At 68.8% G+C, this 18920-nt stretch carries 17 protein-coding genes; 3 read left to right on the top strand and 14 right to left on the bottom strand.

The window, feature by feature from the left end; translation table 11 throughout:
* Positions 1–35 precede the first annotated feature (35 nt).
* The 7 genes from LGN10_RS14340 to LGN10_RS14310 all read right to left on the bottom strand — a co-directional run bounded on the left by LGN10_RS14340 (position 36) and on the right by LGN10_RS14310 (position 8059).
* Positions 36–1301 (bottom strand): ABC transporter substrate-binding protein, encoded by a 1266-nt coding sequence (locus tag LGN10_RS14340; RefSeq protein ID WP_264160034.1) that lies wholly within the window; start codon positions 1299–1301, stop codon positions 36–38.
* Between the two features lie 211 nt (positions 1302–1512).
* Entirely contained in the window at positions 1513–2472 is a 960-nt protein-coding gene (locus LGN10_RS14335; protein WP_226224034.1) for an amidohydrolase family protein, read from the bottom strand.
* A gap of 1 nt (position 2473) precedes the next feature.
* A complete protein-coding gene (locus tag LGN10_RS14330; RefSeq protein WP_060968100.1) occupies positions 2474–3421 on the bottom strand; it encodes a YncE family protein in 948 nt (315 codons plus the stop codon).
* Positions 3422–3464: 43 nt separating this feature from the next.
* Complete coding sequence (locus LGN10_RS14325; RefSeq protein ID WP_060968099.1) at positions 3465–4757, bottom strand: MFS transporter; 1293 nt, start codon at positions 4755–4757, stop codon at positions 3465–3467.
* A 97-nt stretch (positions 4758–4854) separates the two neighbouring features.
* Positions 4855–5772: a dihydrodipicolinate synthase family protein gene (locus tag LGN10_RS14320; RefSeq protein WP_226224033.1), complete on the bottom strand. Its 918-nt coding sequence runs from the start codon at positions 5770–5772 to the stop codon at positions 4855–4857.
* Positions 5773–5780: 8 nt separating this feature from the next.
* The gene (locus LGN10_RS14315; RefSeq protein ID WP_104013218.1) at positions 5781–6953 is read right to left on the bottom strand and encodes an L-rhamnonate dehydratase; all 1173 of its coding nucleotides are present in this window, start codon (positions 6951–6953) and stop codon (positions 5781–5783) included.
* Between the two features lie 50 nt (positions 6954–7003).
* Positions 7004–8059, bottom strand: coding sequence for a 4-hydroxythreonine-4-phosphate dehydrogenase PdxA (locus LGN10_RS14310; protein WP_226224032.1), 1056 nt, complete (start codon positions 8057–8059; stop codon positions 7004–7006).
* A gap of 119 nt (positions 8060–8178) precedes the next feature.
* Between LGN10_RS14310 and LGN10_RS14305 the strand changes: the two genes are divergently transcribed.
* A complete protein-coding gene (locus LGN10_RS14305; protein WP_226224031.1) occupies positions 8179–9126 on the top strand; it encodes a LysR family transcriptional regulator in 948 nt (315 codons plus the stop codon).
* 279 nt (positions 9127–9405) lie between these two features.
* On the opposite strand, the gene LGN10_RS14300 is transcribed toward LGN10_RS14305, so the two are convergent.
* The 4 genes from LGN10_RS14300 to hchA form a co-directional block, all read right to left on the bottom strand.
* Positions 9406–10677: an MFS transporter gene (locus tag LGN10_RS14300; protein WP_226224030.1), complete on the bottom strand. Its 1272-nt coding sequence runs from the start codon at positions 10675–10677 to the stop codon at positions 9406–9408.
* Positions 10678–11009: 332 nt separating this feature from the next.
* Positions 11010–12095: an ATP-binding protein gene (locus LGN10_RS14295; protein ID WP_059574784.1), complete on the bottom strand. Its 1086-nt coding sequence runs from the start codon at positions 12093–12095 to the stop codon at positions 11010–11012.
* Positions 12092–12829 carry a response regulator gene (locus LGN10_RS14290; RefSeq protein ID WP_059574782.1) on the bottom strand — a complete coding sequence of 246 codons (738 nt, stop codon included), beginning with the start codon at positions 12827–12829 and terminating at the stop codon, positions 12092–12094. The genes LGN10_RS14295 and LGN10_RS14290 overlap by 4 nt, the downstream gene beginning before the upstream one ends.
* Before the next feature lie 121 nt (positions 12830–12950).
* Positions 12951–13832, bottom strand: a complete 882-nt coding sequence (gene hchA, locus LGN10_RS14285; protein ID WP_226224029.1) for a glyoxalase III HchA — start codon at positions 13830–13832, stop codon at positions 12951–12953.
* Between the two features lie 358 nt (positions 13833–14190).
* Here hchA and LGN10_RS14280 point away from each other — a divergent pair, with 358 nt between their 5' ends.
* On the top strand, positions 14191–15858 hold the full coding sequence (locus LGN10_RS14280; protein ID WP_226224028.1) for a fatty acid--CoA ligase: 1668 nt from the start codon (positions 14191–14193) through the stop codon (positions 15856–15858).
* Positions 15859–16130: 272 nt separating this feature from the next.
* Here the strand turns inward: LGN10_RS14280 and LGN10_RS14275 are convergent, their stop codons facing one another.
* The 3 genes from LGN10_RS14275 to LGN10_RS14265 all read right to left on the bottom strand — a co-directional run bounded on the left by LGN10_RS14275 (position 16131) and on the right by LGN10_RS14265 (position 17621).
* Complete coding sequence (locus LGN10_RS14275) at positions 16131–16268, bottom strand: hypothetical protein (protein WP_226224027.1); 138 nt, start codon at positions 16266–16268, stop codon at positions 16131–16133.
* Positions 16269–16446: 178 nt separating this feature from the next.
* A complete protein-coding gene (locus tag LGN10_RS14270; RefSeq protein ID WP_226224026.1) occupies positions 16447–17178 on the bottom strand; it encodes a hypothetical protein in 732 nt (243 codons plus the stop codon).
* 14 nt (positions 17179–17192) lie between these two features.
* Positions 17193–17621 carry a hypothetical protein gene (locus tag LGN10_RS14265; protein ID WP_226224024.1) on the bottom strand — a complete coding sequence of 143 codons (429 nt, stop codon included), beginning with the start codon at positions 17619–17621 and terminating at the stop codon, positions 17193–17195.
* Positions 17622–17803: 182 nt separating this feature from the next.
* Here LGN10_RS14265 and LGN10_RS14260 point away from each other — a divergent pair, with 182 nt between their 5' ends.
* A complete protein-coding gene (locus LGN10_RS14260; protein WP_319001233.1) occupies positions 17804–18919 on the top strand; it encodes a LuxR C-terminal-related transcriptional regulator in 1116 nt (371 codons plus the stop codon).
* The last annotated feature ends 1 nt before the right edge of the window (position 18920 follow it).

Below are 18920 nucleotides of genomic sequence, written 5' to 3'. Positions count from 1 at the left end.
CCGGGCGGACGCCGAGCGCGCGTCCGCCGGCGCCGTCATTTGCGAGCGCCATGTTCGAGCGCGTCCTTCGCGTACTGGTCCGCATCGTCGAGCGTGCCGCGGATATCCGTCTGCGTGCCGGTGAACACCTGTTCGAGCGCGATGCCGAGGTTGTCGCCGATATCCGGCCACTGCGGCGTGCGCCAGATCGTCACCTGCGTGACGGGGTTCGTGTCGTTCAGTCCGGCCTGGATCTGCGGCGCGACGTGCTGCTTGAAGTACGGGCTGCCGATCGTGCTCGAACGGTTGTAGTCGCTGAACACGCCGTTGCGCAGCCGCGCCTGTTCCTGGTCCTTGCTGGTCGCCCATGCGATGAAGCGGCCGGCGGCCGTCCGCGTGCAGTCGTCCTTCGCGCCGACCGCCGAGATCGCGAAGCCGTGGCCGTATGCGGCCGACGGCAGCGGCGCGGGCGGGCGCGTGTAGCCGACCTTGCCGGCCACGCTCGACTTGCTCGCATCTTCCATCCAGTCGGCGAACGGCGTCGATTCGATCATGAACGCGACCTTGCCCGAGCGGAACGCTTCGAGCGCGTTGCTCCAGTCGTAGGTCGCCGAGCCGGGCGGCGCGTACTTGAACAGGTCGCTGTAGAGTTGCGTGGCCTTCACCGCGGCCGGCGAGTCGAACGCGGGCTGGCCGCCCTTGTCGGTCCACGTGCCGCCCATGCCGAGCATGAACGGCGACCAGCGCCACACGTTCATTCCCGAGCCGCGCTGGCCGCGCGCGACCCAGCCGTACACCTTCGGCGGCGCGTTCAGCTTCTTGATCGCGGCGACGAGCTGGTCGAGCGTCTTCGGCACCGGGATGTGCGCGGCGTCGAGCAGGTCGCGGCGGTAGAACAGGAAGTCGCCGCCGCCGATCAGCGGCGCGAAGTACGCGACGCCGTTGTAGCTCGCGACCGCGCGGCGGCCGGGCAGGAAGTCGTCGTAGTCGTAGTCCTTCGGGTAGTACTTGAGGAGCGGCACGATCCAGTTGGCCGACGCGAATTCGGCGACGTTCGCCTCGTCGACGTAGTAGATCTGGTAGGAACCCGCGCCGGTCGACGCGTCGAGCCGCGATTTCGCGCGGCGATCGTTCTCGCCGAAATAGCTGATCTCGACCTTGGTGCCGCTCTTCTTCTCGTAGTCGGCCAGCGATTTCTCCATCACCGACAGGCCGAGGCTCTTCTGCGCGAGCACCCGAAGGGTCGGCACCTTGCAGGTTTGCGCGGCCGCGACGCCCGGCAGACAGGCGCCGAGCAGCAGGCCGGCTGCGACGATTCGCATCTTGTTCACCCGTGTCTCCTTGATTCTGCTTGTTCGAATGCCGCCGATGACGGCAGGAACAATGGTGTGACGCGGGCGATGCGATCACCACATCAAAAGAGTTCGAGAACCGATACTTTTTGCTCAGGGTCGGTCGTGCGATGCACAAAATGTGGTGGTGCGGGTGCGGCGCGGTGCCGGCCCGACGAGGCGGAACGGCGGGAAAGTGGCGCTACCCGCGCGCGGGTTGATGCGGCGCGTCGAGTGCGATCCGGTACACCCGCAGCGCGTTGTCATGCCAGATCGCGCGGCGCGCGGGGCCGTCGAGGTGCGCGATCGCGCCGGCGAACGTGCGCAGCAGCGCGGGATAGGACACGCGCAGCCCGGCCACCGGAAAATTGCTCGCGAACAGGCAGCGCTGCCAGCCGAAGATTGCGATCGTGTCGCAGATGATCCGCGCGTTGTCCGCGTCGTTCCACCCCGCGTCGCGCAGGCCGAGCTCGGAGATTTTCACGGTCACGCGCGGCAACTCGGCGAGCGCCGCCATCCCGCCGCGCCAGCGCGCGAGCCCGGCTTCGGACCGGTCCCACGGCAGCCCGGCATGTTCGAGCACGACGTCGACCGCGGGTGCATCGGTCAGCATCGCGGCCGCGTCGCCGAGATGCCAGAACGGCACGCGCAGATCCCAGCTCAGACCGTGGGCGGCAAGGCGGTCGAGTGCGGCCGGCCAGCGCGGATCATGCAGCGTGCCCGGCCCGTCGATCGATGCATCCGGCGCCGCCGCGGTGCGCGGCTTGAACCGCACGCCGCGCACGCGAGGCCACGCGGCCTGCTCGGCGAGCCGTTCGTCCGCATCGCGAGCCAACAGGTCGACCCACGCGACGATCGCCGAGGGCAGCGCGTGCGTGGCCGCGACCTCATGCAGCCAGCGCGTTTCCACGAGCGCCTCGGCGCGCGCGCGTTCGGCCTCGACATGCACGCTGGCGACGAGCGGCGCGCATTGCGCCGCTCGCCGGAAATCGTCGACGTCGAAGTTGCGGCACAGCGCCGCGTAGTCGCCGAACATGAAGCGCGCCGGATCGTAGTGCGTCTGCAGCCACGGATAGTGCGCGCCCGCATCCAGCCGCCACAGATGGTGATGCGCATCGACGAGCGCATCGGGCATGCCGCCGGGCGGCCCTTCGTCGCGCATGTCAGAGCGCGCCGGCGAGCACGTACGACGCATCGGGTTCGCGCAGCGTCGCGAGCGCACCGACGAAACGCCACCCGTCGAGGTCGAGCTCGCGCACATGGTCGTCCTGGAACGACACGTACGCGACGCGCCTCGACGGATGGAACGACAGCGCGGTCGGGTTCGCGGGCAGCGCGATGCGCTCGATCTCCTCGAGCTGCCGCGCATCGAATACGGAAATCGACCGCTCGCCCGAATTGGTCAGCAGCAGCAGGTCGCGGCCGTCCCGCGTGCTGGTGCGGTAGATGCGATTCGGATCGCTGCGCGTCTTCACGCGACGGCCACAGGTCATCGTTTCCGTGTCGATCTCGACCAGCGTATCGTCGCCGCGGTTCGCGACGAACAGCGTGCGCTCGTCGCTCGACAGCGCATTGCCTTCGGGGCGCGGGCCGGGCATCACCGCGCGCGGCGCGACCGTTGCGTCGCGCGGATGGAATTGCGTGACCGTGTTCGACAGCAGATGCACGCCGTACGCGCGGCTCGCGTCGCGCGTGAGCGTCACGAGGTGCGTCTTCACGCCGCCGGACGGCACGGCCATGTTCGGTACCGTCTGCCGGGTCGGCTCGTCGAATACGAGCAGCATGTCGTGCGCCTCGCTCATCGCATACAGCCGACCGTCGCGGTCGCTCGCCATCCCGTGCGGCCGGTAGTACGGCCACAGGTCGAGCATGCGCGTATGGGCGCGCTCGACGAGATCGATCTCGGCGATCCGGTGATCGCCTTCGTGGCCGCGCGACCATGCGGTCTCGATCCCGAAAATGCCGACGTACGCGTATCGGTCGTTCACGTCGACGGTGAATTCATGCGGGAAGTTCGGCAGCACGATGTGCTTGAGCGGCGCTTTCGTGTCGAGGTCGTAGAAGCTGAAAGTGTGCGCGCATTTCTGCACCAGCAGCAGGATGTCGTTCATGGTGGGTCTCCGGTGTGTCGTTCGCTGTCTCGTGTCGTCGTGGTCAGCCCTCGCAGCGCTTCGGCAGCGTCAGCGCGAGCAGGCCGGCCACCGCGAGCGTGGCCGCGAGGCTGTAGACGCCGGCCGCCGCGCTCACGTGCTGCGTCAGCACGCCGACCGCATACGGGCCGCAGAAGCCGCCGAGATTGCCGAGCGCGTTGATCAGGCCGCGTGCGCTGCCGGCCGCCTCGACGCTGCAGAGTTTCGGCGGAATCGCCCAGAACACGCCGGCCGCCGCCTGCAGGAAGAAGCCGCATCCGATCAGGAACGCGAACGACACGGCCATCGACGCATGCGTGAGCACCGACAGCGCAAGGCAGGCGGCGAACGCGACGAGCGGCAGCAGCACGAACAGGCGCCGCTTGCCGGTCCGGTCAGACAAATACGACGTGGCGAGCATCCCGATCACCATCGCGACGTACGGCAGCATCGCGAGCAGGCCGACCCGCCCCATCCCGCCGTGCGTGAGGTTTTTCAGCAGGGTCGGCAACCACATCGTGTAGCCGTAGACGCCGGCCTGATAGCAGAAGTTGATCGCGATGAGCAGCCAGATCGTCGGGTGGCGCAGCAGCGCGCCGAACGATGCGGCCGCCGGCGTGCCGGCCGCGCGCTTGCGCTCCTGCTCGTCGCGCAATGCGTCGAGGATGTACGCTTTCTCGCGCGGCGACACCCAGCGCGCGGTCTCCGGGCCGTCGTCGGCGAACAGCATCCAGACGACGAGACACAGCACCGACAGCGCGCCCGCGCTGTAGAACAGGTGATGCCAGTCGTACGCGGCGAGGATGAAGCCGGACAGCGGCGCGGTGATCATGCCGGCGAGCGGCACGAACAGGATGACCATCGCGTTCGCGCGGCCGCGTTCGCGGTCGGGAAACCAGTGGCTGACCATCGTGAGCACGACGGGCAGCATCCCGCCTTCGGCCACGCCGAGCAGGAAGCGCAGCGCCAGCAGCTGCCACGTGTGCGTGACGAGCCCGGTCAGCACCGACAGCACGGCCCAGCTCACGAGCGACCACGCGATGAAGGCCTTGCCGCTGCCGAGCGCCGCGCGCCGGCCGCCGGGAATCTGCAGGAACAGATAGCCGAAGAAGAAGATGCCGCCGGCGAGGCCGGCCATCGTCGCGTCCATGCCGAGATCGGCGTTCATCCCGCCGGGCATCGCGAACGCGATGTTGACGCGATCCATGTAGGAAATGATGCAGGCCAGCAGCAGCGGCGGAATCACGCGCAGCCAGCGGCGGCGCGGAATGGCTTCGCCGGCGTCGTAGGCCGGGGTCGCGGGGTTCAGCAGGTTCATGGTGTCTCCATCCATCCGATGAGCGGCGGCGGCCTTCTGTCGGGCCGCCGTCACGCCGATGCGCAACGCACGCGTGTTGCGGGTGAAAAAGCGGTGTCTAGCGCCCCCAGTGCAGTACGAGCGGATCGAGCCGCCGCGCCGTGTCGAGCAACCCCGCGCGTACCAGCGGATGCAGCTCGGGCCACGGCGAGCGCGGCCGGTCGCACGCGATCACGCCGCCTTCCTTCATCAGCGCCTTCGCGGTGAGGAAGCCCGACTGGCGGTTTTCGTAGTTGATCAGCGGCAGCCAGCGCGCGTACTCGTCGTATGCATCGTCGCGGCGTCCGGCGAAATACGCGTCGGTGATCCGGCGAATTCCGTCCGGATAGCCGCCGCCCGTCATCGTGCCGGTCGCGCCGGCATCGAGATCGGCGAGCAGCGTGATGCCTTCCTCGCCGTCCCACGGCCCCTCGATCGCGTCGCCGCCGAGCGCGATCAGCTCGCGCAGCTTCGACGCGGCGCCGGCCGTCTCGATCTTGAAGTACGACACCGCGTCGATCTCGCGCGCGAGCGTCGCGAGCAGCGACGCCGACAACGCGACGCCGCTCGTCGGCGCATCCTGGATCATCAGTGGAATGTCGAGGCCGTCGGCGACTTCGCGGAAGTACGCGCGCACCTGTCCATCGGAGACGCGGAACGTCGCGCCATGGTACGGCGGCATCACCATCACCATCGCCGCGCCGAGCGCCTGCGCGTGCCGGTTGCGTTCCGCGCAGATCCGCGCGCTGAAATGCGACGTCGTGACGATCACCGGTACGCGGCCCGCGACGTGTTCGAGCGTGGTGCGGGTGAGGAGATCGCGTTCGTCGTCGCCGAGCGCGAACTGCTCGGAATAGTTCGCGTGGATGCAGAGGCCGTGCGAGTCGGCATCGACCATGAAATCGATGCAGCGGCGCTGGCCGTCGAGATCGAGCGCGCCGTGCGCGTCGAAGATCGTCGGCACGACCGGAAAGACGCCCTGGTAGCGCGCGTTCATGGCCGGCCTCACTCGACGATGTCGAACTGGTCGAGGAACGCGGTCTTCAGCGTGAGGCCGAGGCCCGGCACGTCGTCGCGCAGTTGCAGGAAGCCGTTCTCGGCCACCGGCTCGCCGTCGAAGATGTAATAGAACAGCTCGTTGCCGACCTCGACGTCGAACATCGGGAAGTACTCGCTCATCGGCGACGCGAGCGTGCTCATCGTCAGGTGATAGTTGTGCATCTGGCCCGCATGCGGAATCACCGGCACGCTGTACGCCTCGCACAGCGCGTTGATCTTGTGCGCCATCGTGATCCCGCCGACGCGGTTCGTGTCGTACTGGACGACCGACACGGCCTTGCGGTCGAGCAGTTGCTTGAAGCCGTACAGCGAGAATTCGTGCTCGCCGCCGGAAATCGGGATGCGCGTCAGCCGGTTCAGCTCCGCGTAGCCGTCGATGTCGTCGGCGATCACCGGCTCTTCCAGCCAGCGCGGCTGATACTTCTCGAGCTTCGGCAGGATGCGTTTCGCGTATTCGAGGTTCCAGCCCATGTAGCACTCGAGCATCAGGTCGTTGTCGTAGCCGATCACCTCGCGGATCGCCGCGACCGATTTCAGGTTTTCGGTCACGCCCTGCTGCCCGTGCGCGGGCCCGTAGCCGAAGCGCATCTTGAACGCGCGAAAGCCTTCGGCCAGATAGCGTTGCGCCTCGTCCTGCATCGCCTTCAGGTCGGTGCGGTAGAGCTTCGAGTAGTAGCAGGGGATCTGTTCCTTCGTGCGGCCGCCGAGCAGCTTGAACACCGGCTTGCCAACGCTTTTGCCGAGGATGTCCCAGATCGCGATGTCGACCGCCGAGATCGCCGCCATCCCGATGCCCTTGCGGCCCCACGCGTGGGTTGCGCGGTACATCCGCTGGTTCAGGTATTCGTAGTCCCACGGGTCCTGGCCGATCACGAGCGGCGCGAGGTACTGGTCGATGATGACCTTCGCGACGTGCGGCGCGAGCGCGACGTTGCCGAGGCCGACGATGCCGTCGTCGGTCTCGACTTCGACGACCGTCCACGCATGGAAGCGGAACGTGCTCATCGTTTCCTGCGGCGCGTACAGCAGATCCATCGCATTCGAGCAGAAGTTGCCCTGGGGCGGAACGGTCTTGCCTTTCCACTGGAATACGCGAGCGCGTACGGAACGGATTTTCATGATGGTGTCTCCGGGAATCGATGTTGTCGTGTGTAAAGGGCGCGGGAACGTCACGCCGAAACGGTGGGCGTGCGGCGCGCGGCGCCCATCCGGCAGGCGATCTGCAGCGCCTGCCAGGTCGCGCCGACGTCGGCCGTGCCGCGGCCCGCGATGTCGTACGCGGTGCCGTGCGCGGGCGTCGTGATCGGCACGGGCAACCCGCCCTGCACGGTCACGCCGCGCGAGAAGCCGAGCAGCTTGATCGCGATCTGCCCCTGATCGTGGTACATCGTGACGATCGCCTGGTAGTCGCCGGCCTGCGCCTTCAGGAAGATCGTGTCGGCCGGGAACGGGCCGTGGAATGGTGCGTCGGTCGGCCAGTCGCGCGACTGCAGCTTGCGCACCGCCGGCTCGATGATGTCGACTTCCTCGCGGCCGCAGCTGCCGCCGTCGCCGCCGTGCGGGTTGAATGCGGCGATCGCCACCTTCGGCGCCGTGACGCCGTTCTCGAGCAGCGACCGGTAGATGAGTTCTGACGCCTGTTCGATTCGTTCGACACTCAACTGCGCCGCCGCATTCTTCAGCGGGATATGCGACGAGATCCGCGCGGTCCACAGCTCGCCGAGCGTATTGAACTCGCAGAAGTAGCCGGTCACGCCGAGCGCGGCGGCGAAGTGGTGCAGCTCGTCCTCGTGCTTCAGGCCGCCGAGCTTCATCGCGTACTTGTTCAGCGGCGCGAAGCAGATTGCGTCGATGTCGCCGGCGAGTGCGGCGTCCAGGCACTGGTCGAGCACGGCGAGCGTCGAGCGGCCGCCCGGCGCGCCGGCCTGGCCGACCTTGACCTGCGCGGGATCGACCGTATCGACCGCGACGAACGCGGCGCGCGCGGTCGACGGCCGGCCGCGCGCGGCGGCGAGCGATGCGACCGGGTCGACGTCGATGGAGACGCCGGCGACGCGCTGACCGGCTTCCCACAGCCAGCGGTCGCCGATCAGCACGAGATTCGCGCGGGCGGTCGCGTCGGGGCGGGCGAGCAGTTTCGCGATCAGTTCGGCGCCGATGCCGGCGGGGTCGCCGAGCGTCAGCGCGACGACGGGCCGGGTGGCGGTGGACGAGGGGGTGTTCATGCGGTGTCTCCGGTGGCGGCATGCGGCCGTTCGTTCGTCTACGGGGTTCATGCTAGGTAGACGGAATGAGTCGGTAAATTGAAAACTCTTGATGAATCGATAACCTGGAGTAATCAGAGATGGGCTCGATCGACCGACGAGATTCGACGCCGCAGTTGCTGAACCGGCTGCGCATGCGCCAGATCGCGCTGTTGCTGGCCGTGGACGAATGCTCGACGCTGCGTGCCGCGGCCGAGCAGATGGGCCTCACGCAACCGGCCGCGACGAAGATGCTGGCCGAGCTGGAGAGCGCGCTCGGCCAGCGGCTGTTCGATCGCATCGGGCGCGGGCTCGTGCTGAACCCGGCCGGCGAGCGCGTGCTCGGCTATTTCCGCGGCATCCGCGGCAGCATGGAGGCGCTGAACCGCGAGCTCGGCGAACTGCAGCTCGGCAGCGCGGGGCGACTCGCGATCGGCAGCATCATGGCGGCGTCGCCGGGGCGGCTGACCGAGGCGCTGGTGAGGTTGAAGGCGCGTTATCCGCTGCTCGCGATCGATATCGCGGTCGACACGAGCGACCGGCTGATGCCGCAGTTGCGTGAAGGTGTGCTCGAAGTGGTGATCGGGCGCCACGTCGGGACCGACTGCGACTTCCGCGTGGTGGACGACGAGGCGCTCGCGATCATCGCGGGTCGCGACCATCCGCTCGCGGGCTCGGGGCCCGTGGAATTCGACGCGCTGCTCGATTACGCGTGGATCCTGCAGCCGGCCGGCAGCCCGGCGCGCGAGGTCGTCGAGCGCGAGTTCCGCGCGCGTCACCAGCCGATGCCGCGCGGGCTCGTCGAAACGGGGTCGATCCTGACCACGATGAACCTCGTCGATCGTTCGTCGATGCTCGGCGTGATTCCGCTGACGGTCGCGCAGCGCAACGCGGCGCACGGGCTCGTCGCGATCATCGATTACACGCTCGAACAGAAGCTGCCGTCGTACGGCAGCCTCGTGCGGCGCGACCGGCCGCTGAGCATTCCCGCGCAGCAGTTTCTCGCGCTGTTTCACCGGGACGGGGCAGGGGATGACGGCGCCGCGTAATGGCGCGGCTTGCCAGCCGAGGCGGCCGAGTCAGCCGCGCCAGCCGCGTCGGCCGAGCAAGCCGCGCAGACCGAATCAGCCGAATCAGCCGAATCAGCCGAGCAGGCCGATCAAGCCGATCAAGCCGATCAAGCCGATCAAGCCGATCAAGCCGATCAAGCCGATCAAGCCGCGCTGGCCGACCCAGCCGACCCAGCCGACCCACCATCGCGGAACGCAGTGAAGCGTGACGGCGACGCCAGCAGGACGACTGCGGCAGGCGAACCGCGGCGAACGGATTCAGTGCGCCGACGGCGCGGCCGGCGCGTCCGCGAGCGCCGGTATCGATTCGGACAGCGCGCGGTCCGGGCGAATCCGCAGCGCGGCGACGATGCCGATCAGTAGCATCGCGACCGAGCCGATGAACGGCACCATCCAGCTGCCCGTGCGATCGACGAGATAGCCGAACAGGATCGGCGACAGGATTCCCGAGATCGCGGAGCCGGCGTTCATCATCCCGCTCGCGATGCCGGCGTGCGTCGGCGCGATGTCGCTCGGCACGGCCCAGATCGGTCCGATCGTCAGTTCGAGGCACAGGAACGACCCCGACAGGCACAGCGCGACGCCGGCCGTCGAGTGCACGAACGCGAGCGGCAGCAGGCAGACGAGCGCGCCGACGAAGCTTGTGACGATCACGCTTTGCCGCGACATCGCGAGATTGCCGGTCTTCCGATAGATGCGGTCGCACAGCCAGCCGCCGAGCGTGTCGCCGACGACGCCCGCGAAGAACACGCCGGACGCGAACAACGCGGTCGATTTCAGGTTCAAGCCCTGGCCGTTCAGGAAGAAGGTCGGCAACCACGTGAAGAACAGCCAGGCGGTCCAGCCGTAGCAGAAGTAGACGAAGATGGTCGGCGCCATGCGCCGGAACAGCGGCCCCCACGGCGTCGGGCCGGACGGTGCGGCACGGCGCGTTGCGCGCCTGCGGCCGTCGTCGTCGCCCACCGGATGCTCGCGGAAGCCGACGATCCACCACGCGAGCCAGACGAGCGTGACCGCACCGATCACGAAGAACGCGGCGCGCCACGACAGCCATGTCATCAGCGCGGCGACGATCGGCGGCGTGACCGCGTTGCCGAGCCGCGAGAAGGAGTGCGTGAAGCCCTGCACGACGCCGCGCCGCTCGCGCGGGAACCAGTGCGTGATCGCGCGGGCCTGGGCCGGCAGCGTCGCGCCTTCGCCGACGCCGAGCAGCAGGCGCGCGGCGAACAGCAGCGTGAGGCTGTGCACGAGCCCGGTCGTGAACGTGGAGACCACCCAGATCAGCCCGCAGCCGATCAGCGTGATGCGGGCGCCGAACCGGTCGGCGATCCAGCCGCCGCCGATCTGGCAGATCGCATACGAATACGCGAACGCGGAGAACGCGATGCCAAGCTCGGTATTCGACAGCCCGAGTTCGGCCTTGATCGCGCCGGCGGCGGTCGCGAGATTGACGCGATCGACGTACAGGATGAATGAAAGCGCGCACAGCAGCCACAGTGTGTGGCGCCGTTGACGGTGGTCGTTGGGCATCTGTCTCACTCCATGTTCGTGCGCGGCGTTGCAATGACGCTGCGTTCACGGGCCGGCCCAGCATCGCGCGGCGGCGGAGACACTGTCCAATGAATCTTTGGGATCAATCGATAACCCCAGGTGTTCATTTCCGTTTCACCCGCGCGGCTTCGGCGCGGTACGGACGCCGGCGACCGCGCGAGGCGAGGAACGGAGGGATTGCGCTACGTGGCCGTCGGTACGCGGCCGGGAAGGGGGACGGTGCCCGTGATGGCGTGCACGGCGCCGGGTTCAGCCCGCCGCTCGAACAGGCCGGGCGCGAACCGCGTGCGTGAGCGGGGAGCGGCGTCGTGCTACGCCGGAAAGCGCGCGCTATCGGGCGCCGGCACGAGATCGTCGGGCCACTGCACCTCGAACCGCGTGCCGCCCGCGCCGGTCGGCACGCACAGCGCTTCGCCGCGGTGCGCGCGCGCGATCGCCGCGACGACGGCGAGCCCGAGGCCCGTGCCGCCGGGTTGCGTCTCGTCGACGCGCCGGAATGCCTGGAACACGTGCGGCGCGAACTCGGCCGGGATGCCCGGGCCGTCGTCCTCGACGCGCAGCCGGCACATCCCGTTCTCGATGCGCGTCTGGATCCGGATCGCGCCGGGCACCGCGTGGCGGCGTGCGTTTTCCAGCAACGCGAGCAGCGCCTGGCGGATGCGGACCGGATCGCAGCGCATGTGCCGCGGGTCGAGATCGAATTCCGGATGCTGGCCGGCGGCCTGCAGCGCGTGCGCGAACGCGTCGACCACGGCGCGCACCTCGGCGGCGAGGTCGGTGTCGCGGATCTCGATGCTCAGGTGGCCGCTGTCGGCGAGGCTGACCACGCGCAGATCCTCGATCAGCCGCGTCAGCCCTTCGACCTGCGCGAGCAGGCTGCGGTACAGCGCGTCGCTCGGCGTGAACACGCCTTCGGCGAGGCCCTGCAGCCGCCCGCGCAGCACGGTCACGGGCGTGCGCAGTTCGTGCGCGATCGCCGCGTTCCAGAAGGTTTGCTCGGCGGTCACGCGCTGCAGCTCGCTCGCGAGCGCGTTGAAGTTGTCGGCGAGCAGCGCCGCTTCCTTCAGCGAACGGTCGCCGGCGACGGCGCGCGCCCCGAGATCGCCGCGCGCGACGCGGCGGATGCTGTCCGTCACCGAATTCAGCGGCACGAGGATGCGGCGCGACAGGTTGATCGCGACGACGACCGCGATCAACAGGCCGACCAGCGTGGTCGAGATGATCCACACCCACTCCGGCCCGCTCGGCAGCCAGCTCACCGTCTGGAACGACTGGGGCGAGTACTGGTACAGCAGGTAGTAGAACGCGTAGGCCGTCACGACGATCAGCACCGTGACGCCGAAGGCGATCGCACCCATCGTCAGCGCGATCTGGCGGCTCAGGCCATCGAGTCTCACTCGCCGCTCCACAGTTTGTAGCCGACGCCGCGCACGCTTGCCGGCACGCCCGCGACGCCGAGATCGTCGAGTTTCTTGCGCAGCTTGCTCACGTGGCTGTCGACCGTGCGCTCCAGCGCGTCGCCTTCCGGCAGGCAGGTGGCCATCAGCTCGGCGCGGCTGAACACGCGGCGCGGCGCGCGCGCGAGCTGCGCAAGCAGCTTGAATTCGGTGAGCGTCAGCACGAGCGTGCGGCGCGTGCCGTCGATTTCGACCGTCGCTTCGTGGTGCTCGAGATCGATCTCGAACGGCGCCGCGCGCAGCACGCGCTGTTCGTCCTGGCGCGCGCCGCCCATCGACCGGCGCAGCACGGCCTGCGCGCGCGCGACGACTTCGGCGGGGTTGAACGGCTTGACCACGTAATCGTCGGCGCCGATGCGCAGCCCGGTCAGCTTGTCGATGTCCTGGTCGAGCGCGGTCAGCATGATGACCGGCGTGTCGCCGCGATGGCGGATCTCGGCGAGCACCTTCCAGCCGTCGACGTGCGGCATCTGCACGTCGAGCAGCACGAGGTCGGGCTTCAGCGACAGGTGGAGTTCGAGTGCGCGGCGGCCGTCGGCGGCGTGCACGGTGCGCAGGCCGTTGCGCGCGAAATAGGCGATCAGGATCTCGGCGATCTCGGGTTCGTCCTCGGCGATGAGGACGAGCGCTTGCGCGCCTTGGCCGGCGCCGGCAGATGAAGAAAATTCGGGCATGGCCACTCGTTCGGATCCATCGGGGTTCCATTGGATCGCCATACTACCGTACGGCCCGGTCGATCGATTGGAGACGGGCGGCCACGCCCCGGCGAGACGCCGCCCCAGGCGGCGCAAACCGTCAGTGCCCGACTTCCTTCAGCAGCGCGGCGGCCGCGAGCTTGCCGACGCCGTTCGACGCGAGCGGGCTGTCGCCCGTGATCAGTTTGCGGTCCTGATGGCAGCGGCCGGTCATGTCCTTGTTCAGCACGCGCGCGCCGAGCTTTTCGAGGCTTTGCGCGACGAGCCACGGCAGCGGGCCCGGCATGTAGCCGATGTCGAGGTTCGGCCCGGTGTCGAGCGCATCCGGAAACACGCACATCTCGTAGTCTTTGAACGGGTAGTCGCGCGGATCTTCGTCGACGGCGGCCGACAGCAGGCATGCGGGCCCGTGACACAGCGTGATGATGTGCCGGTCGTGGTCGAGCGCCCAGCGCAGCGTACGCTTGACGTCCTTGCTGTGCGGAATGCCGGCGAGCACGCCATGGCCGCCGGGAATGAACACCGCGATATACGGCGAATCGGCGCCGGGATGCTGGTCGAGCACGTCGGACAGCTTGAGCGGCGTCTTCAGCTTCGGCAGGTACTTGCGGTAGGTGCTCTGCACGGCTTCGTCGTCCCGCGGCATCGCCCAGAGTTCGAGCTTGGCCGGATTGCCGGACAGCGTCGCGATGTCGATCTCGAAGCCGGCCTTGTCCATGTGGTGCATCGGCAGCAGCATCTCGACCGGATGATTGCCGGTCGAGAACATCTTGCCGTTCGTCATCAGGACGTAGCGCTCGTCGGTCGCGATCATCAGAACTTTCCACTTGCCGCCGGTGTACGGATTCGGATAATCCGCGCCGTCGAAGTCCGTCTTCGACGACGTGTACTGCGACAGCGAATATGGCGACGGGAAATACGCATTGTTCTCCGCCGGGTCGGGTGCGGGCGTGCGGCTCATCTGCGTCGTGTCGGAAGTCATGGCTGCTCCTTGCTGGGGAGATGGGGTAGGTGGCGGGCGCGAGCCGGTGGCCGCATGCGCGAGCCGGAGCGGGCGATCCCGCATCGGCGGCGCGGCGTTCCGGTCATGTCCGGTCGGGTGAACGGGCACCCCACGGGAAGGATACGCGCTGCGATGCATCTTACAGCGGCGTGTTGCGGCGAGCGCCTCCCCGAACGGGTGGGTATCGCGTGCCAATCGCCGTGTTACGTGCACGGGCGGCCGGCGGCCGGTTTCGACAAGGGCTGGCTCCCCCCGGACAGGGGGGACGCGAAAGCCGGGCGGTCCGGTATCGTGGCCGCACGCTCGACGACCCGACCGGTCGCCCATGGAGACACTCATGAATTCCTCGTACCCGTACCCGCAAGTCGAACCGGCGCCGTCCGCCCACGCATATCCGCTGCTAATCAAGCAGTTACTTCACGCGCCGCTGGCGACGCGGCCCGAGCAGGAGATCGTGTACGGCGACCGCGTCCGGCACGACTACTGGGCGTTCCGGCATCGCATCGGGCAGCTCGCGAGCGGGCTGTCGTCGATCGGCGTCGGCGCGGGCGACGTCGTCGCCGTGCTGGATTGGGACAGCCATCGCTACCTCGAGTGCTACCACGCGATTCCGATGATGGGCGCGGTGCTGATGACGGCCAATGTCCGGCTGTCGCCCGACCAGTTGCTGTATACGCTCGACCATTCGGGTGCACGCGTGGTGCTGGTTCACCGCGATTTCCTGCCGTTGCTGGCGGGCATGCGCGACCGGCTCGACTCGGTGCGGCACGTCGTGCTGATCGCCGACGGCGACGACATCGACCTGCCTGACGGCTTCGCCGACGAATACGAGCGGCTCGTCGCGGCCGGTTCGCCCGATTTCGCGTTCCCCGATTTCGACGAGCACACCCGCGCGACGACGTTCTACACGACGGGCACCACCGGCCTGCCGAAGGCCGTCGCGTTCACGCATCGCCAGCTCGTGCTGCATACGCTCGCGGGCATGGCGGCGTTGTCGAGCGCGCGCGATCGCGGCCGCGTGCATCGCGACGACGTCTACATGCCGATCACGCCGATGTTCCACGTGCACGCATGGGGGATGCCTTACATCGCGACCGCGCTCGGGCTCAAGCAGGTCTATCCGGGCCGTTATTCGCCGGACGGACTGGTCGCGCTGATCGCGCGCGAAGCGGTAACGTTCTCGCATTGCGTGCCGACGCTGCTCGCGATGATTCTCGACAGCCCGGCGTCGGCGGCGGCCGACCTGTCGGCGTGGAAGGTGATCGTCGGCGGCTCGCCGCTGTCCGACGGGCTCGCGCGGGCAGCGCTCGCGCGCGGGATCGAGGTCTACACCGGATACGGGATGTCGGAAACCTGCCCGCTGATGACGATCGCGCAGATCGACCCGCCGCGGGCGGGCGGCGGCGCGTCGGCCGACGACGACATCGTGCGCCGGACGAAGGCGGGCTTGCCGTTGCCGCTCGTCGACCTGCGCATCGTCGACGCGCAGTGTCGCGACGTGCCGCACGACGGCCGGTCGGCGGGCGAGGTCGTCGTGCGGATGCCGTGGGCGACGCCCGGCTATCTCGGCGACGCGCAGGCGTCGGCCGCGCTGTGGGCGGGCGGCTACCTGCATACGAACGACATCGGCGTGATCGATCCCGACGGCCGGCTGCAGATCACCGACCGGATCAAGGACGTGATCAAGACGGGCGGCGAATGGGTGTCGTCGCTCGAACTCGAGGACATCCTGTCGCGCCACCCGGCCGTGCGGGAGGCAGCGGTGATCGGCGTGAAGGATGCGCGCTGGGGCGAGCGTCCGCTCGCGCTGGTCGTCCTGACCGACGAGCAGGTCGGCCGCGTCGGGCCGGACGAGCTGAAAGCGCATGTGAAGCAGGTGGCCGACCGCGGGCTGATCTCGCGCTATGCGGTGCCGGAACGGCTGCTGATCGTCGACGCGATCGAGAAGACGAGCGTCGGGAAGATCGACAAGCGCGCGCTGCGCGAGCGCTACCAGCCCGATTGAGCGGCGCGCCCGGCCGCCGCCGGCGCCGGCCGCTCGGGACGAGGCGACTTCCTCGCCGCCGGATACCCCCCGAATGGGGGGGGCTGAACAGCGCGCGCCGGTTCGAGAACAATGCGGGTCCCATGTCGCGGCCGATATGCGCAGCGTGCGCACACGCCGGTACGGACATCACCTACTTTTGACGGCCGGCGCCGAATCGTTATGCTGTTTGCTGCGCACGGCGAGACCGGGCTCGGTCGACGGCTTCGCTCGCGGTGCCGGCGGACACGCGATCAGCGCGAGGAGAACAGGAGCAGCATGGCGCCGACGGACAGCAGACAACCGGCCCACCCGCCGGACACCGATGCGATCGAAGTGCTGGTGCGCACGAAGCTGGCGCCGGCGTCGGCCCGCGGGATCGTGGCGCGCATCGCGCGGCTCGGGCGGCTCGGGCGTGGCCTGGACCGTCGGCTGACGCTCGTGAGCGCGCCGGCCGGTTACGGCAAGACCACGCTGCTGGCGGAGTGGCGCCAGGCACTGGTGGCGTCGGGCGTGAAAGTCGCGTGGGTGAGTCTCGACCAGGACGACGACAACGCGTCGATCTTCGCGTCATACGTGGTCGCCGCGATCGTCGACGCGACCGGCGGCGTCGGCGCTCGCGCGCGGCAGTTGTTGCGCGATCGCGCGCTGATTCCGCTGAAGACCGTATTCGACGAACTGCTCAACGAACTGGACAGCGCGGGCGTCGATCTGTTCCTGATGCTCGACGACTTCGATCGCCTCGCGTCGCCGGTCATCCACGACGCGATGTTCGATCTGCTGCGCTACGCGCCGTCGAACCTGCATGTCGTGCTGTCGTGCCGCTCGGTGCCCGCGTTGCCGCTCAGCTATTTCGAGTCGCGCGACGAGCTGGTGCGGGTGGACGAGAACGACCTGCGCTTCGACGACGCGGAGACGCGCGCATTCTTCGAGCGGGTGGCCGGCAAGCCGCTCAATGCGGAAAACGTCGGGCGCCTTCGCGCGGCGACCGAAGGCTGGGTGTCGGGCCTGCAACTGGCGGCCCTGGCGCTGCACGACGACAGCGACGCGGCGCGCGTGGCCGAACAGGTTGGCCGCGCGCGGGCCGGCATCGCCGCGTACATGAACGAGAACGTGATGACGCAGGTGCCGGACGCGATCCGCCACTTCCTGCTGCATACGGCGGTGCTCGACCGGATGACGCCGGCGCTGTGCGATGCGCTGACCGGTCGCGACGATGCGCTCGACTGCCTCGAATGGCTGAGCGCGCACAACCTCTTCATCCGGTCGATCGACGGCGACCGCCAGCGCTACCGTTATCACGCGCTGTTCCTGCACTACCTGCGGGAGGAGCTGGCGCTGCGGGAGCCCGGCGCGGTGGCCGCGCTGCATCGCCGCGCGAGCGCGTGGTACGCGGCCGAGCGGCAATGGCCGGACGCGGTCAGGCACGCGCTCGCGGCCGGCGACTTCGACGCGGCCGCCGGCTGGGTCGAGGCGTGCGCGATGAAGCTCATCGCGTCGAGCGACGTGCGTACCGTGCTCGACTGGGTGTCGCGCCTGCCCGCGCAGGCGCTGACGGGCCGCCTGCGGCTGCGGATCGCGCATACGTGGGCGCTCGCGCTGTCGATGCAGATCGTCGATGCGCGGCGCGCGCTGGAAGCGCTGGAAGCCGACATCGAGATCGGGCGGCTCGATACCGATGCCGTCACGGCGACCGAACTGCTGGCCGTGCGCGCGCTGATCGCCGGGCTGTCGGATCGCGGCATCGAATCGCTGCAGCTCGGCGAGCGCGTGCTGGCGGCCGCACCGCCGGCCGGTTCCTGGGTCGAGCAGATCGGGCAGACGACACTGATCTTCGGGCTGGGCTACGCGGGCCGCCTCGGCGACGTGCTGGATCTCGGCGCGCGCGGAGCACGCGGGGTCGGGGCACGAGCCGCTTTACGCGAACGTGTACCGCCAGAACATGGCGGGCCTGGCCGAGTTCGTCGCCGGGCGGCTGCACGACGCGTCGAAGACGTTCGAGACGGCACTGCGGGCCGCCGAACGCTCGGCGGGGCGCCTGTCGGCGGCGACGGCGCTGTCGGCCGGCTACCTGTCGGCGATCTATTACGAATGGAACGACTGGGCGAAGGTGCGCGACGCCCAGGCCGACCGCTTCGACATCGCGATGCAGGCTTGTTCGCTCGGGCCGTTGCTGAGGTTCATGCAGACTGCCGCGCTGCTGCAATTCCGGTCGGGGAACGACGCGCGCGCGCACGACATACTCGACGAAGCCGATCACATCGCATGCAGCCGGCAATGGCTGCGGTTGCGCGTCGCATGCATGGCGACCGGCATCCGGCTGCATCTCGCCGCCGGCCAGCCGACGCAGGCCCATCGTGTGGGGCGCGCGCTGGCGTCGCTGGTGTCGCCCGTGCCGCCGGACGAAGCGTCGAGCCACGTCGAGACGTGGCAGATGGCGCAATCCGCGCAGGCAAGGCTGCTGTTTGCCGATGCGCGCGCGAACGAAGCCGCGCAGTGCATGGCGACCGTGCATGCGGTGCTGGCCGCGCGCGGATTCGACTGGTTCGCGGCGCAGGCCGCCGTGTTGCATGCGATCGCGCTCGATCAGGCGGGCGACGAAAGCGCGGCGCTCGCGGCGTTGGCGCGTGCGCTCGAATACGGCCAGGGCAACGGGCTCGTCCGAACCTTCGTCGACGAAGGGGCGGCGGCCGAGCGTCTGCTGGCGCGCGTACAGAAGCGTGCCGACCGCTTTCCGGCAGTCGGCGCGTGGTATCTGCGCGATCTGGCCCGTGCGTTCGACGCGCAGCGGGCATCGAGCGGGGCGCCGGCCGCGCGGCAGGGTGCGCCCGGCAACCTCAGCGCCCGTGAAGTCGAGATTCTCGACTACGTCGCGCGCGGCCTGTCGAACAAGGAAATCGCCCGCGCGCTGCGCGTCGCGCCGGAGACGATCAAGTGGCACCTGAAGAACATCTTCGAGAAGCTCAACGTGACGTCGCGCATCCAGGCGGTGCGCAGCGGGCTGGCGCTCGATGCGTCACGGGTGCGACGCGACGACGAATGAC

Origin of the sequence: Burkholderia sp. AU32262 (assembly GCF_020419985.1) — a bacterium.
Taxonomy (GTDB): Bacteria; Pseudomonadota; Gammaproteobacteria; order Burkholderiales; family Burkholderiaceae; genus Burkholderia; species Burkholderia semiarida.
Note: the sequence above shows the minus strand (reverse complement) of the source record. Positions and strands in the feature narration are given on the sequence as shown.